This is a genomic window from Branchiibius cervicis (assembly GCF_042661605.1).
GTDB lineage: Bacteria > Actinomycetota > Actinomycetes > Actinomycetales > Dermatophilaceae > Branchiibius > Branchiibius cervicis.
In genome coordinates this window covers 3,126,145-3,141,473 of sequence record NZ_JBHSWJ010000002.1, presented here as the reverse complement: position 1 = coordinate 3,141,473, position 15,329 = coordinate 3,126,145, and the positions used below count along the sequence as shown (strand labels likewise).

Sequence of the window (15,329 nt, the reverse complement as noted above, 5' to 3'; positions counted from 1 at the left end):
CGGAAAGAAATCAAGCAACACTGCTTGTTTTCGAAAGTGTGATCTGGGTAACGTTCGGACATGCGGCTCACCGATGACCACCGATCGTTCGCGGCCACCGTTCGGTCGGTGGTGGACACCCAGATCAACCCGTACGTCGATCAGTGGGAGTCGGAGGGCATCTTCCCCGCGCACGACCTGTTCCCGCAGCTGGGCAAATACGGGTTGCTCGGGATCGAGTACGACCCGGAGGACGGCGGGGAGGGCGCCGATCACTCCTACACGATGGTGGCTTGTGAGGAGCTGGGCAGGATCGCTGCCGGCGGTGTCTCCATGGCGATCAACGTGCAGGCCAACATGGCGACCCCGTCGTTGGCGAAGTACGGGTCGAAGGAACTGCGCCAGAAGTACCTCAAGCCGGCGATCGCCGGTGAGATGGTCGCCGCGATCGGGGTCACCGAGCCGGACACCGGTTCCGACGTGTCCGCGCTACGCACGCGGGCCACTCGCGACGGTGACGACTGGGTGATCACCGGTCGCAAGCTCTACATCACCAACGGAGTACAGGCCGACTGGGTCTGCCTGCTGGTGCGCACCTCGGACGAGGGCGGTTACCGCGGGATGTCGCAGATCGTCGTACCCACCTCGTCCGAAGGTTTCTCGGTCGCCCGCAAACTCGACAAGCTGGGCAACCGCTCGTCCGACACCGCTGAACTCGTCCTCGATGAGGTGCGGGTCCCGGTCGCGAACACGATCGGGACGATCGGGCGCGGATTCCAGCAGCAGATGGAACAGTTCGTCATCGAGCGGATGTCAGCGGCGTATTCGATCGTCGGACAGATCGACGTGGCGCTGGAAAAGACGCGGGAGTATTTGAAGCAGCGCACCACCTTCGGCAAACCGCTGGCGTCGCACCAGTACATCGCGTTCCGGCTGACCGAGTTGGCGGCCCGCAACGATCTGCTCCGGCACCACAACCAGGCCGTGTGCGAGGCGCTCATGGCGGGGGAGGACATCACCCGGATGGCCTCGATCGCCAAGTGGGAGGCGGGCCGGTTGGTGCGGGAGGTGGCAGACATGTGCCTGCAGTTCCACGGCGGGATCGGCTACATGGAGGAGACCTGGACGGCACGCATGTTCCGCGACGCCCGCCTGGCCTCCATCGGCGGCGGTGCGGACGAAGTCATGCTGCAGGTCATCGCTCGCATCGACGGCTACCCGCTGGGCTGAGGCGATCGTGGACAACGCACTCGGCGTCGACGCCGGTTTCGGTGACTGGGTCACCAAGCACGCGCTGCGTAACCCGGACCGGCCCGCGCTGGTCAGCGCCGAGACCGGGCAGGTGACCACCTACGCCGAATTGGAGGTGCGCACCAACCGGTTGGCGGATGCGTTGAGTAGCGAAGGAGTCGTGCGCGGCGACCGCGTCGCGATGCTGACCCTGAACAGCGTGGCGATGATGGAGATCTACGTCGCGGTCGCCAAGCTCGGCGCGATCAGCGTCCCGGTGAACTTCCGACTGTCGGCGCCCGAGGTGCGCTACGTGCTCACCGACAGCGGCGCCAAGGTGTTGTTCGCGTCCACCTCCTTGACCGCCCTGGCCGATGCCGCATGTGCGGAGGGTACGGCGGTGCAAACCCGCATCGCGGTGCCGACGGCCGCCGACCGGGCCGCAGGTGCAGAGGGCGAATACGAGGACCTGCTGCGTAGCGGGAAACCCGAGCGGGTCACCCGGTTGATCGATCTCGACGAGGTGTGCGTGCTGATGTACACCTCGGGCACGACGGGCGCCCCCAAGGGCGCCATGCTGACCCACGGCAACTTCCAGTGGAATGTCTTCAACGGTCTGGGGCTCGGCGACGGCAACAACCGCCGCGACATCACGTTGTCCAGCGCTCCGCTGTTCCACATCGGCGCCCTCGGCGTTCACACGATGCCCTACCTCTACCTCGGGGCAAGCACGGTGATCCAGGAGGCGTTCACGCCCGAGTCGTGGCTGGAACTGGCCGAACGGCACCGCATCACCAATGCCTTCCTCGTCCCCGCCATGTGGGCGGCCGTACTCAACGCTCCGTCCTTTGCCACGCGCGATCTGTCGTCGCTGCGGACCGCGGTCAGCGGAGGCGCCCCGTGCCCCATCGTGGTCATCGAAGGGATGCGCGCGCTGGGAGTGCAGTTCACCGAGGGTTTCGGGATGACCGAGACCTCGCCAAACGCGTCGTGTCTGCAGCCGGATGAAGTCGTCGATCACGCCGGATCGATCGGCAAGCCGCTGATGCACGTCGAGTTCCGGTTGGTCGACGAGACGGGTGAGGACGTGCCGATCGGTGAGGTCGGCGAGCTGGTCATCCGCGGCCCGAACGTCATGGCCGGCTACTGGAAGAAGCCGGAGGCCACCGCCGAGGCCATGCGCGGCGGATGGTTCCACACCGGCGACCTGGGCCGCCGCGACGAGGCCGGTTTCTACACCCTGGTCGACCGCAAGAAGGACATGATCATCACCGGTGGGGAGAACGTGTACCCCATCGAGGTCGAGCAGGTGATGTATCGCCACCCGGACGTGGGCGAGGTGGCCGTGATCGGCGTACCCGACACCGCCTGGGGGAGAGCATCGTGGCCGTCGTCGCGCGTACGCCGGACGGTCAGGTGAGCGCCGAGGAACTGCTGGCGTGGACCCGTGACCGGGTCGCGCACTTCAAGTCGCCCAAGCGCGTCGAATTCGTCGAGGCCCTCCCGCGGACCGCCACCGGCAAGGTGCTCAAGCGGGATCTGCGCGAGCTGTACGGCGGCGCGGCCAGCGCTGTGAACCGATGACGTCCTACGAAGGAGAGCTGACATGCCGATGAAAGCCGATGTCTCGCAAGTCGATCCGCTGGAATACAACCTGGCTACGCGGGTCAACATCGGTGACTCGCTGCGCCGGATCTCGGGAATGTTTCCGGACCGAGTGGCCGTGGTCGACGGGGCCGATCGGGTGACGTACGCCGAGTTGAACGACTCCGCCGAGCACGTCGCTCGCGCGCTGCTGGACCTGGGCCTGCCGACCCAATCGCCGGTGGCGATGCTGATGATGAACTCGTGGCGGTTCCTGGCGACCTACTACGGGTGCGCGAAGTCCGGGATGGTCGCGATGCCGGTCAACATCGTGCTGACGGCGGCTGACCAGCGGTGGATCCTGGCGGATGCCGAGGCGACCGTCATCGTGGTCGACGCGATGTTCGCACCCCGGGTCGCCGCACTGTTGCCGGACCTGCCGTTGGTCGAGACCGTGATCGTGGTGGGCGGGAGCGAGCCCTTCGAGCGGGTACGCACCGAGGATTGGGACGCGTGGACCGCGGCTTCGTCAGGCGGCCCGGTCGAGGTGATCGTGGATGACCGCGACATCGTGCAGTGTCTGTACACCTCGGGCACGACGTCGCGGCCCAAGGGCGTGCTGGTCAGCCACGTGTCACTGCAGATCGCGCTGCTGTCCGATGTCATCGTGACCCGGCAGACGTGGGGTCTGCAGTCGCCGACGATGCTGGTGGTGCTGCCGATGTTCCACACCACGGCGCTGAACACGCTGACCCAGCCGATGCTGACCGTCGGCGGCACGGCGGTGCTGTTGCCCGCGTTCGATCCGAACGCCGTACTCGACCTCATCGAGCGCGAAAACGTCACGCACACCATGATGTTGCCGATGATGTGGGCGGCGACGCTGGCCGCGTTCAAGGCCAAGCCGCGGGACGTCAGCGGCGTGACCACGGCGATCTACGCGATGGCCCCGATGCCGGACGAGCTACTGGCGGCCGTCGACGACACGTTCACCAACGCGGACGTGATTCTGGGCTCGGGACAGACCGAGGTGGTGCCCGCGACGGTGATGCAGTTCCCGGAGCACCGGCACAGCGCACCGACGTCGTGGGGTTCGGCGGTTCCGACCCTCGACGTGGGCATCATGCAGCCCGGCGGCGGTGTCGTCGGAATCGACGAGACCGGGGAGATCGTCTACCGCGGCGGCAACGTGTGTTCCGGGTACTGGAACAACCCGGCGGCCAACGCCTCAGCGTTCGCGGGCGGCTGGTTCCACAGCGGAGACGTCGGGCACATCGACAAGGACTCGGTGGTGTGGTTCACCGACCGGGTCAAGGACATCATCAAGTCCGGTGGCGAGAACGTGTCGTCGGTGATCGTCGAGCGCGTCATCGGCGGGGTGCCCGGTGTGGCCGAGTGCTGCGTGGTCGGCGTACCGGACGAGCGCTGGGGCGAAGCGGTGACGGCGGTGGTCGTGTCCGATGGCTCGGTGCCGGCCGCGCAGTTGGCCGACGACGTGGTTGCGGCGGCGAAGCAGCGGCTGGCCGGCTTCCAGGTGCCCAAGACGGTGCGAGTGCTGCCCGAGTTGCCGAAGACCGCCACCGGGAAGGTCCAGAAGCACGAGGTGCGAGCCGCTTTGCGCGAGTAGCCCGGGCGACGCCCGTAAGGTTGCCGTCGTGACAAGCAGTCTGTGGGACGAGCGCACCGGGGATCCCGGCGCGACGACGGAGTCGTCGTCGGCCACTCCCGGTGGTGGTTGCGTGGCGGCATCTTTACGGGAGCGCCGCGAATCGCTGGTGCAGCGTTTGGATCCGGTCCGATGACCGCGGTTGAACTCGACCCGGCGGTCGTCGCCGAGCAGTATCGGGACCAGGTCCGGGCGCAGGTGCAGCGCCTGGCCAACGGAGGACGAAGCCTTCGCGTCGTGGGTCTGCTCGGACGCGACAGCGGGCCCGCCGCGACGTACGCCCGCTACGCCGCCAAGGGATTCGGCTCAATGGGCATCGAATTCGACCTGCGGAAGGTGGCTGCGCCGGAGGTCCAGCCGGCAATCGCCGACGCCAACAACGACCCCGCAGTCGACGGTGTCTTCCTCTACTACCCGCTCATCGACCGGCCGCAGGATCGCTGGTTGCGGGAACTGGTCGATCCACGGAAAGACATGGAGGGGATGCATTCCTTCTGGAGCCGGCTGCTCTATGAGAACCAGCGCTACGTGGACCCCGATCGCACGCTGCGGGCGATCTTGCCGTGCACCCCGCTGGCCATTCTCAAGTTGCTCGACTACGCCGGCATGCGGGGCTCGGGCTCCTCGGCGCCGTTGGAAGGGGTGACGGCGTGCGTGATCAACCGCAGTGACATCGTCGGTCGACCGCTCGCGGCGATGCTGGCCAACGACGGCGCGCGGGTGCACTCGCTGGACGTGGACGGTTCGGTGACGTTCGAACCTGCTATCGGTCGCCACGCCCACGACCTGCATGAGTCGGGGATCGATCGGGCCTCCGCCCTGGCCGCGTCCGACGTGGTCATCTCCGCGGTGCCCTCACGAGATTTCGAACCGATCCGGGGCGAGGAGATCCGACCCGGAGCCATCTGCGTCGACGTCGCCGAGTTCACCAACTTCGATCCTTCGGTGCGGGATCGCGCCAGCGTCTTCATTCCCCGTGTCGGACCCATGACGATCGCGATGGCGGGTCGCAACCTGACCCGGCTCGCCGCGCTTCGGCGATAGACGCGGCGGCCGGGTGCGCGGCGGCACTATCCACAAGCTGGAACTGCTTGGGCGGGTCGTACGGTTCTCTCGTGAGCTACTGGTCGCCGGGTACCGAGATCAACTGGTGCTACGGGGACCCGGGGATGGACGTCGTCACGCCGGTGCGGGTAATCCGCGACGACGCCGAGGCATTGATTGCGTGGCTCCCCGCGGGGACCGCCGTCCGCACCGGCGTGGACCGAGGGAGACCCGCAGCCGGGACCTGGTCGTTAACCTCTGGGTCGAACCCGGCGGGCAGGTGACCCGGAAGGATGTCGACGAACTCGAACTAGCCGTGGTCCAGGGCCGATTCACTCGGCAGCAAGCAGACGAACTGATCGAAAAACTCGTCGAGGCGGAGGAGGTCGTCCGCGCCGGGGCCGCTCCGTTCAACCAAGGCTGGGAGACGTTCGCGCCCGACCCGGACTGGCCCGTCCCGACGCTGCTTAGCTGACCAGGACCAGCGCCACCACCGCCGCCCCGACGGACGCGACTGCCGCGACCAACCCCTCACCGGCCAATCGCCGCGTCGAGATGGAAACCCCCGCCGCCCGGCAGCGCTGGCGCCACAGCAGCGTCGCCAGCGAGGCCCACACCGTGACCAGCGGCCCGGCGTTGACCCCGATCAACAACGCCATCAACCGGGCCGGAGCGTCCGAGGCCACCGACTCCAACGCGAGGTACGCCGGCAGGTTGTTCACCGCGTTCGCCGAGATCGCTCCGGTCGAGGCCACCCGCGCCAGCGCTCCGGGGCCCGTCCCGGAGCCGACAGCCGACGTGAGTACTGACCGCAGTCCGTGGTCCAGAGCCAGCTGCACCACCAGGAACAGCACGATGACACCTACGACGAGCCGCCACGGCACCCCTACCGAACGCAGGCTGGACCGCGAACGCACCAGCAACGTCCCTAAGAGCACCACCGCCGCCACCGAGGCCGGGATCGCCGGCGTCACGCCGGTGACGAACAACGGAGCCAGCACGACACACGTCACGGAGGCGACCCACAGCAGGACCCGGTCGTGCCCTTGCGGAGGCGGCGACACGGCGTACGTGCCGGTCAGCGCCCGTCGGTGCCGCACGAACAGCACCACGACGGTGGCAACGATCGCGGCCAGCGCGGGTGCCCACGAGAGCCGCAGGTAGGCGCCCGTCGACGGCAGGTGGTGCAGCGCCAACAGGTTGGTCAGGTTCGAGACCGGCAGCAGCAGGGAGGCGGTGTTGGCCAGCCACAGCGTTGTCATCGCGAACGGGACCGGTGAGATACCCACCTGGGCGGCCACCGCAATGGCCACCGGGGTGAGCAGTACGGCAGTGGTGTCGAGGCTGAGCACGATCGTGCTGACGCACGCCAGCGCCACGATGAGCAACCACAACCGCCAGGTACGCCGACCCCCGGCGCGTGCGGCCCAATGCGCCGCCACGTCGAAAACCCCGGCGATGGAGGCGACTTCGGCGACGACGGTGATAGCGACAAGGAAGACGAGCACCGGCCCGACCCGTGCCGCGAGATCGAGCACCTCGTGGGCGCTGAGCACCGCATGACGCTAGCAGCCCGACCCACCGGTAATCTGAGGCAGGAAGACTGCCGCGCAAACCCGGGGAGACCCACGCATGCCCGCTGCGCACGATCACGTGCTCACCGTCGTCCCCGGAGGCAATGCCCTCTCCGCCTTCCGAGCAGCCGGGCTGACGACGCGCCTGCAGGCGCTCGTCCCCACCGTCACCGGGGTCAGTGGCCGCTACGTGCACTGGGTGGCCAGTGCCGCTCCGTTGTCGCCGGCCGTCCACGAGACGGTCGAGCGACTCCTGACGTACGGCGAGCCCTGGGCTTCCGACGACAGCGGAGCCCTCGTCGTGGTTGCGCCCCGGCTGGGCACGATCTCGCCGTGGGCGTCAAAGGCCACCGACATCGCCCACAACTGCGGGGTCGAGGTGCAGCGCATCGAGCGGGTCACCGAGTTCACCGTGGTCTCGTCCGCCCCGCTCACCGGTGAGCAGTGGTCGGCGTGTGCCGACGTGCTGCACGACCGGATGACCGAGGTCGCGTTCCCGCACCGCGAGGATGCCGCCGCCCTCTTCGTCGAGCGCGACCCGGAGCCGATGGAGCACATCGACGTCCTGCGGCATGGTCGCTCGGCGCTGGAGGAGGCCAACCGGGAGCTCGGCCTGGCCCTGTCCGACGACGAGATCGACTACTTGGTCGAGTCGTTCACCGGTCTGCAGCGCAACCCCACCGATGTCGAGCTGATGATGTTCGCGCAGGCCAACTCCGAGCACTGCCGGCACAAGATCTTCAACGCCGACTTCATCGTGGACGGGCAGGTCGAGACGCAGTCCCTCTTCGGGATGATCCGGCATACCGAGCAGGTCGCAGGCGCCGGGACCGTTGTTGCCTACAAGGACAACGCGTCGGTCATGGTGGGAGGCCGGCGTACTCGTTTCCTACCGACCGCCACGGACGGGCCCTCGGTCTACCGCGGCCGCGAGGACGACGTGCACGTCCTGATGAAGGTCGAGACCCACAACCACCCGACCGCCATCAGCCCGTTCCCCGGCGCGGCGACCGGTGCCGGCGGCGAGATCCGTGACGAAGGAGCGACCGGTCGCGGGTCGGCACCGAAAGCCGGCCTGACCGGATTCGTGGTCTCCAACCTGCACCTTCCAGGGACCGAAGAGCCCTGGGAGAGTGAGGAATACGGGTCTCCGGCGCACATCGCGTCACCACTGGAGATCATGGTCGAGGGCCCGATCGGCGCCGCTGCGTTCAACAACGAATTCGGTCGGCCGGGACTCGGCGGCTTCTTCCGGGTCTACGAGCAGACGGTCGACGGAGTGCGCCGCGGCTACCACAAACCCATCATGAGCGCGGGCGGCCTGGGCACGATCAGCGCCGACCTGGTCGAGAAGATCCCGTTCCCCGCGGGCACCTTGCTGATCCAGATCGGCGGACCCGGCATGAGGATCGGGATGGGCGGCGGTGCCGCGTCGTCGATGGCCGCCGGAACCAACGCCGCCGCTCTCGACTTCGACTCCGTGCAGCGCGGCAACCCCGAGATCGAGCGCCGCGCCCAGGAAGTCATCAACCACTGCTGGTCGCTCGGTCCGGACCAGAACCCCATCCTGGCGATCCACGACGTCGGTGCGGGCGGGCTGTCCAACGCGTTCCCGGAGTTGGTCGATGATGCCGGGCTGGGTGCCCGATTCGACCTGTCCGCAGTGCCGTTGGAGGAGTCGGGACTCGCGCCGAAGGAGATCTGGTGTAACGAATCGCAGGAGCGTTACGTCGTGGCGATCGCCCCGACCTCGCTTCCCCGGTTCGCCGCGCTGTGCGAGCGTGAGCGCTGCCCGTACGCCGTGGTCGGAGTAGCCGCCGACGACGGCGAGTTGGTGGTCACCGCCGGTTCTGCCGAGCCGGACTCACCGTTCCCCGACCCGGTCGGCGTCGACAGCCCCGGTGTCGCGGCCGGAGATACGCCCATCGACATGCCGATGCAGGTGCTGTTGGGAAAGCCGCCGCGGATGACACGAGACGTCACCCGGGTCGAGCGGGCGGGGACGTCCTTCGACGAGTCCGCGATCGACGTACGGGAGGCGGCGTATGCCGTGCTGCGCCACCCGTCGGTTGCCAGCAAACGCTTCCTGATCACGATCGCCGACCGCACGGTTGGCGGCCTCACTCACCGCGACCAGATGGTCGGTCCGTGGCAGGTGCCCGTCGCCGACGTCGCCGTGACGCTGGCCGACCACGTCGGTTTCGCGGGCGAAGCGATGGCCAGTGGCGAGCGAACCCCGTTGGCAGCAAAGGACGCTCCGGCTTCGGGTCGCATGGCGGTCGGCGAAGCGCTGACCAACCTGCTGGCTGCGCCGGTGGCGTCCCTATCGAGCGTGAAGCTGTCGTGCAACTGGATGGCCGCGTGCGGTGAACCCGGGGAGGACGCCGCGCTCTACGACACGGTGGCGGCAGTGGCCCTCGAACTGTGCCCGGCGTTGGGCATCTCGGTGCCGGTGGGCAAGGACTCGCTGTCGATGCGGACGCGCTGGTCCGAGGACGGCGTGACCAAGCAGGTGACGTCGCCGGTGTCGCTCGTGGTCACCGCGTTCGCCTCTCTGCCTGACGTTCGCGGCACGTGGACCCCTGCGCTACAGGGTGATACGACGTTGGTGCTGGTCGATCTGGGCGCCGGCAAGGACCGGCTCGGCGGCTCGATGCTGGCTCAGGTGTCGGATGCGTTCGGTTCCGAGGTGCCCGACATCGACGATCCGGACCAGCTGCTCGCCCTCGCCGATGCGCTGGCCGAATTGCGTGCGGCCGACCTGGTCACCGCGTATCACGATCGCTCCGACGGCGGCCTGTGGGCGGCGGCGTGTGAGATGGCGTTCGCCGGTGCGACCGGTGTGTCACTCGAGGTTCCCTCGGTGGCAGCGTTGTTCACCGAAGAGCTCGGGGTGTTGCTGGAGGTGCCAAAGGCATCACTTGAGGCAGCATCAGGCGTTCTGCGATCGCGGGGGCTTGCCTACTCCGTGGTCGGCGAGCCCAACTCATCACGCCGCGTGATGGTTTCGATCGACGGCGCTCCCGCGCTCGATGAGTCGCTGCGCGATCTGGGTCAGGCCTGGGACGAGGTGTCCTGGCGCATCGCGCGACTACGGGACAACCCGGAGTGCGCCGACCAGGAGCACACCGCGTTCGCCGCTGAGGATGACCCCGGCCTGGTGGTGGCGCCGACGTTCGATCCGACCGAAGACGTTGCCGCGCCGTACGTTTCGAAGGGGATCCGTCCAAAACTGGCTGTCCTGCGTGAGCAGGGCGTCAACTCGCACGTCGAGACGGCGTTCATGTTCGACCGCGCCGGATTCGACGCCTACGACGTGCACATGACCGATCTGCAGAGCGGCCGGATCGCGCTGTCCGAATTCACCGGTCTGGTGGCGGCGGGTGGATTCTCGTACGGCGACACGCTGGGTGCGGGGGAGGGCTGGGCCCGATCCGTGCTCTTCCATGAGGACCTCACGGAGCAGTTCCGCGAATTCTTCCATCGCAGTGGCACGTTCGGGCTCGGCATCTGCAACGGATGCCAGATGTTCGCGGCATTGGCCGACCTGATCCCGGGGGCCGACGCCTGGCCGCTGTTCACCCGCAACAGCTCGGAGCAGTACGAAGCCCGGTTGACGCAGGTCGAAGTGCTCGATTCCCCGTCGGTGCTCTTCGCCGGGATGGCCGGCAGTCGGGTTCCGATCGCAGTTGCGCACGGCGAGGGTTTCGCCAACTTCGCGGCGCGCGGATCGCTCGACGAGGTCCACCGGGCGCTGCGCTTCGTTGACCATCACGGCCAGGTCGCCACGACGTACCCGCACAATCCGAACGGATCACCCGCGGGTCTGACCGCGGTGACCACCGATGACGGTCGGTTCACGGCGATGATGCCGCACCCGGAGCGGGTCAGCCGTAACGTGCAGATGTCCTGGACTTCTGGTCCGGTGCAGCAGGAGAGTCCCTGGCTGCGGATGTTCCGCAATGCTCGGGTGTTCGTGAGTTAGAACGACAAAGGAGTCCGAATGTCATTGCAGGGCAAGACCATCATCATGTCCGGTGGGAGCCGGGGGATCGGCGAGTCGATCGCACTGCGGGCGGCCGCGGACGGCGCCAACGTGGCGTTGCTGGCCAAGACCACGCAGCCGCACCCGAAGTTGCCGGGCACGATCTACACCGCTGCGGAAGCGATCGAGAAGGCCGGCGGTCAGGCGCTTCCGTTGGTGGGCGATGTCCGCGATGACGAGTTCGTGGCCTCTGCCGTGGCGCAGACCGCTGAGAAATTCGGCGGCATCGACATCGTGGTCAACAATGCGTCGGCGATCGATCTGACCGACAGTGAGACGATCCCGATGAAGAAGTACGACCTGATGACGCAGATCAATACCCGCGGCGCCTTCCTGCTGTCCCGGTGCGCGATCCCGCATCTGCGTCAGTCGGACAACCCGCACATCCTGACCCTGTCTCCGCCAATCCTGTTGGACGAGAAGTGGTTCAACGGGTTCACGGCTTACACGATCGCCAAGTACGGAATGTCGCTGGTGACCCTGGGTCTGGCGGGTGAATTGCGCGAGGACGGTGTGGCGGTCAACTCCCTGTGGCCGCGGACCGCGATCGACACGGCCGCCGTTCGCAACATCGTCGCTCCGGGCGAGGAGAAGCGCAGCCGGACGCCGCAGATCATGGCGGACGCGGCGTACGCGATTCTGACCACGCCCAGCCGTGAGCGCACCGGCCAGCTGCTCATCGACGACGACGTGCTGGAAGCAGCGGGTGTCACCGACTTCGACCAGTACCTGCTGCCCGGCGCTACCGACGCGGACCTGGCCCTGGACTTCTGGGTCGAGCCCAAGGGCGACGTCGGCAACTTCTCGCTGCACTAAAGACCGTTCAGGCGTGGAGGATCTCGACCAGATCCTCCACGCCGCGGACGGTCTCCGGGATTGGGGTGCTGCACAGGCGCGAGTCGTGGGCATGGGCCGTCGCCGCGATCTCCTCGCCGTCTTCTTCTGGGCTAGACTTGAATTATTCAAGAAAAGGCTGCAGGGTTGGCGGGCAATGGACGATAGCGATTTCGAGCAGCTACTCAGAACCGCCGACCTGCGCGTCACGCGGCCGCGCCTGGCGGTGCTGGACGCCGTACGCCAGCACCCGCACGCCGACACCGCGAGTGTCCTGTCAGCCGTGCGCACCCGGGTGCCGGCCGTCTCCCAACAAGCGGTGTACGACGTGTTGGCTGTCCTCGCCGATGCCGGCATCGTGCGCAAGATCCAACCCGCCGGTTCGGTCGCCCGCTACGAGTTGCGCGTCGGCGACAACCATCACCACGTCGTGTGCCGCAGCTGCGGTGTCGTGGCGGATGTCGACTGCGCGGTCGGCGCAGCGCCGTGCCTCGAGGCGTCCGACACCCACGGCTTCGTGATCGACGAAGCCGAGGTGGTCTATTGGGGCCAGTGCCCCGCCTGTGCTTCCCAAGCTGTATCAACCACTCACTGAAAGGGATTCACCGTGCCCGAGAACCTTCCCGAGGCTCACCCGGACGACCACAAGACGAATGCCAACGCCGTGGTCGGCGAGATGGATGACCAGGCGCCCGCGGGTGGCTGTCCGGTCCTGCACGACGCTGGAGTGCCGCCCACCGAGCTGGACGCGAACCGCCGGTGGTGGCCCGAGCGGCTCAACCTGAAGATCCTGGCCAAGAACCAGCCGGCCCTGAGCCCGCTGGGCGAGGAGTTCGACTACGCGACTGCGTTCAACAGCCTCGACCTGGCCGCCGTCAAAGCGGACATCGAGAAGACCCTCACCACCAGCCAGGATTGGTGGCCCGCCGACTTCGGTCATTACGGCCCGCTGACCATCCGCATGGCGTGGCACAGCGCCGGCACCTACCGGGTCCAGGACGGTCGAGGTGGGGCCGGCACCGGCCAGCAGCGGTTCGCTCCGCTCAACTCCTGGCCGGACAACGCCAACCTGGACAAGGCCCGCCGGTTGCTGTGGCCGATCAAGAAGAAGTACGGCAACGCGCTGTCCTGGGCCGACCTGCTGATCCTCACCGGCAACGTCGCACTGGAGTCCATGGGCTTCAAGACCTTCGGTTTCGCCGGCGGCCGCGTGGACGCGTGGGAGCCGGACGACGACGTCTACTGGGGCCCGGAGACCGAGTGGCTCGGTGGCGACCAGGGCGGTTCGCAGCGCTACCAGGGCGACCGCGAGCTGGACAACCCGCTGGCTGCGGTCCAGATGGGTCTGATCTACGTCAACCCCGAAGGCCCCGAGGGCAACCCGGATCCGCTGGGCTCGGCCCGCGACATCCGCGACACCTTCGGCCGGATGGCCATGAACGACGAGGAAACCGTTGCCCTGATCGCCGGTGGTCACACCTTCGGCAAGACACACGGCGCCGCGACGCCCGATGGTCACGTCGGTCCCGAGCCGGAAGCTGCGGGCCTGGAGGCCGGTGGCTTGGGCTGGCTCAGCACGTACGGCTCCGGGGCAGGCAAGGACGCGATCACCTCGGGTCTGGAAGTCACCTGGACCGACGTTCCGACGCAATGGAGCAACCGCTTCTTCGAGATCCTCTTCGGGTACGAGTGGGAGCTCGAGCAGTCCCCGGCGGGGGCGCACCAGTGGGTCGCCAAGGACGCCGAGGCCATCATTCCCGCGCCCGACGAGGGCGGCCCCAAGCGCAAGCCGACGATGCTGACCAGTGACCTGGCGCTGCGGATGGACCCGGCGTACGAGAAGATCTCGCGCCGCTTCATGGAGAACCCGCAGGAGTTCGCGGACGCGTTCGCCCGGGCGTGGTTCAAGCTGACCCACCGCGACATGGGCCCGGTGTCGCGTTACCTCGGCCCGGAGGTGCCCACCGAGGAACTGCTGTGGCAGGACCCGATTCCGGCACCGGCGCACGTCGCCACCCCCGAGACGATCGCTGCGGTGAAGACCGCGATCAAGGACTCGGGGCTCTCGGTCGCCCAACTGGTGTCGACTGCGTGGGCCGCGGCCGCGTCGTACCGGCACTCGGACAAGCGCGGCGGCGCCAACGGTGGCCGCATTCGCCTTGAGCCGCAGCGCAGTTGGGAGGTCAACGACCCGCAGCAGCTGGCTTCGGTGCTGGCCACGCTCGAGGAGATCGCCGGCGCGCACGACATCACGTTCGCCGACACGGTGGTTCTCGCCGGAAACGTGGGTGTCGAGCAGGCCGCTGCCGCAGCGGGTGTCACGGTGGAGGTGCCCTTTACCCCGGGTCGCGGCGACGCGACGCAGGAGCAGACCGATGTCGAATCCTTCGCATGGCTCGAGCCGAAGGCGGACGGCTTCCGCAACTTCGTGCGGGCCGACGCCAAGCTGCCGGCGGAGTACCTCTTGGTCGACAAGGCGAACCTGCTGAACCTCACCGCGCCGCAGATGACGGTGCTGGTGGGCGGTCTGCGGGTGCTCGGCGCGAACGCGGGTGGCTCGACGGCCGGCGTCCTCACCGACCGCCCGGGTCAGCTGACGAACGACTTCTTCGTCAACCTGCTCGACCTCGGGACCGTCTGGCACGCATCGGGATCCAACGACGAGTTCGAGGCCGAAGGCCGCCCGTGGACGGGCACCCGCGCCGACCTGGTCTTCTCCTCGAATTCCGAATTGCGCGCAGTGGCAGAGGTGTACGCGCAGGACGGCGCCCAGGAGAAGTTCGTGCACGACTTCGTGGCTGCGTGGGCCAAGGTCATGGACAACGACCGGTACGACGTCTGACCCGTTCCGCATCGACGGCCCGGACCCGCTGCTGGGGTCCGGGCCGTTTGCGCGTTGCAGAGGAGCGGCGGCCCCCAATTCTGAGGAGATGGACGTTCTTGAGGGCGCGATGCGCTCCGTACTCCCTCAGAATGCGCGATCGCCTCAGAATCGTGACGGCACGTCACCCGCGCAGCGGCGGTTTTCTTCGCGGGTGGCCGCGCAGGTAGCATCGGGCGGGCTCGCCTCGGCGGGCACGCCGGCGTAGCTCAGTTGGTAGAGCGCCTCACTTGTAATGAGGATGTCGCGGGTTCGACTCCTGTCGCCGGCTCCGGGCGTCACCGCTGCAGATAGGGTTTTCACCCCGGATTTGCGGTGATTTCACTCAGAGCGCGTGTGGCCACTGGTGAACGTGGTGAGACTCCGAAGGACACACTTACGGAACATAGGGGGAACGTTTAGTGCACGGCTTGACCGCTACGTTGGAAAGGGGTTGCGCTCAAGGCGCTCTAGACGAGTCTTCTTCCAACTCAGATGCCGGTTCGGAGATGT

General features: G+C 67.5%; 10 protein-coding genes, 1 tRNA gene and 1 pseudogene. 11 read left to right on the top strand and 1 reads right to left on the bottom strand.

Annotated elements, in window-relative coordinates; translation table 11 throughout:
* Positions 1 to 60 precede the first annotated feature (60 nt).
* The 6 genes and pseudogenes from ACFQBT_RS16230 to ACFQBT_RS19950 all read left to right on the top strand — a co-directional run bounded on the left by ACFQBT_RS16230 (position 61) and on the right by ACFQBT_RS19950 (position 5,978).
* Positions 61 to 1,209, top strand: a complete 1,149-nt coding sequence (locus tag ACFQBT_RS16230; RefSeq protein WP_377824259.1) for an acyl-CoA dehydrogenase family protein — start codon at positions 61 to 63, stop codon at positions 1,207 to 1,209.
* Positions 1,151 to 2,793 (top strand): annotated as a pseudogene (locus tag ACFQBT_RS16225) (acyl-CoA synthetase). The gene ACFQBT_RS16230 and the pseudogene ACFQBT_RS16225 overlap by 59 nt, the downstream one beginning before the upstream one ends.
* A gap of 22 nt (positions 2,794 to 2,815) precedes the next feature.
* Positions 2,816 to 4,420, top strand: coding sequence for a class I adenylate-forming enzyme family protein (locus ACFQBT_RS16220; RefSeq protein ID WP_377824257.1), 1,605 nt, complete (start codon positions 2,816 to 2,818; stop codon positions 4,418 to 4,420).
* A 28-nt stretch (positions 4,421 to 4,448) separates the two neighbouring features.
* Entirely contained in the window at positions 4,449 to 4,595 is a 147-nt protein-coding gene (locus ACFQBT_RS16215) for a hypothetical protein (protein WP_377824255.1), read from the top strand.
* Entirely contained in the window at positions 4,592 to 5,503 is a 912-nt protein-coding gene (locus ACFQBT_RS16210) for a bifunctional methylenetetrahydrofolate dehydrogenase/methenyltetrahydrofolate cyclohydrolase (protein WP_377824253.1), read from the top strand. The genes ACFQBT_RS16215 and ACFQBT_RS16210 overlap by 4 nt, the downstream gene beginning before the upstream one ends.
* Before the next feature lie 13 nt (positions 5,504 to 5,516).
* Positions 5,517 to 5,978, top strand: a complete 462-nt coding sequence (locus ACFQBT_RS19950) for a DUF402 domain-containing protein (protein ID WP_465252293.1) — start codon at positions 5,517 to 5,519, stop codon at positions 5,976 to 5,978.
* On the opposite strand, the gene ACFQBT_RS16200 is transcribed toward ACFQBT_RS19950, so the two are convergent.
* On the bottom strand, positions 5,971 to 7,059 hold the full coding sequence (locus ACFQBT_RS16200) for an SLC13 family permease (RefSeq protein ID WP_377824250.1): 1,089 nt from the start codon (positions 7,057 to 7,059) through the stop codon (positions 5,971 to 5,973). The two genes, ACFQBT_RS19950 and ACFQBT_RS16200, sit on opposite strands and share 8 nt — an antisense overlap.
* A gap of 76 nt (positions 7,060 to 7,135) precedes the next feature.
* Between ACFQBT_RS16200 and purL the strand changes: the two genes are divergently transcribed.
* The 5 genes from purL to ACFQBT_RS16175 all read left to right on the top strand — a co-directional run bounded on the left by purL (position 7,136) and on the right by ACFQBT_RS16175 (position 15,108).
* Positions 7,136 to 11,062 (top strand): phosphoribosylformylglycinamidine synthase, encoded by a 3,927-nt coding sequence (gene purL / locus ACFQBT_RS16195; protein ID WP_377824248.1) that lies wholly within the window; start codon positions 7,136 to 7,138, stop codon positions 11,060 to 11,062.
* Positions 11,063 to 11,080: 18 nt separating this feature from the next.
* Positions 11,081 to 11,938: an SDR family oxidoreductase gene (locus ACFQBT_RS16190; protein ID WP_377824246.1), complete on the top strand. Its 858-nt coding sequence runs from the start codon at positions 11,081 to 11,083 to the stop codon at positions 11,936 to 11,938.
* A gap of 175 nt (positions 11,939 to 12,113) precedes the next feature.
* Complete coding sequence (locus ACFQBT_RS16185) at positions 12,114 to 12,551, top strand: Fur family transcriptional regulator (protein ID WP_377825529.1); 438 nt, start codon at positions 12,114 to 12,116, stop codon at positions 12,549 to 12,551.
* An 81-nt stretch (positions 12,552 to 12,632) separates the two neighbouring features.
* A complete protein-coding gene (gene katG / locus ACFQBT_RS16180) occupies positions 12,633 to 14,798 on the top strand; it encodes a catalase/peroxidase HPI (protein ID WP_377825527.1) in 2,166 nt (721 codons plus the stop codon).
* A 237-nt stretch (positions 14,799 to 15,035) separates the two neighbouring features.
* Positions 15,036 to 15,108 (top strand) — tRNA-Thr (locus tag ACFQBT_RS16175).
* Positions 15,109 to 15,329 lie beyond the last annotated feature (221 nt).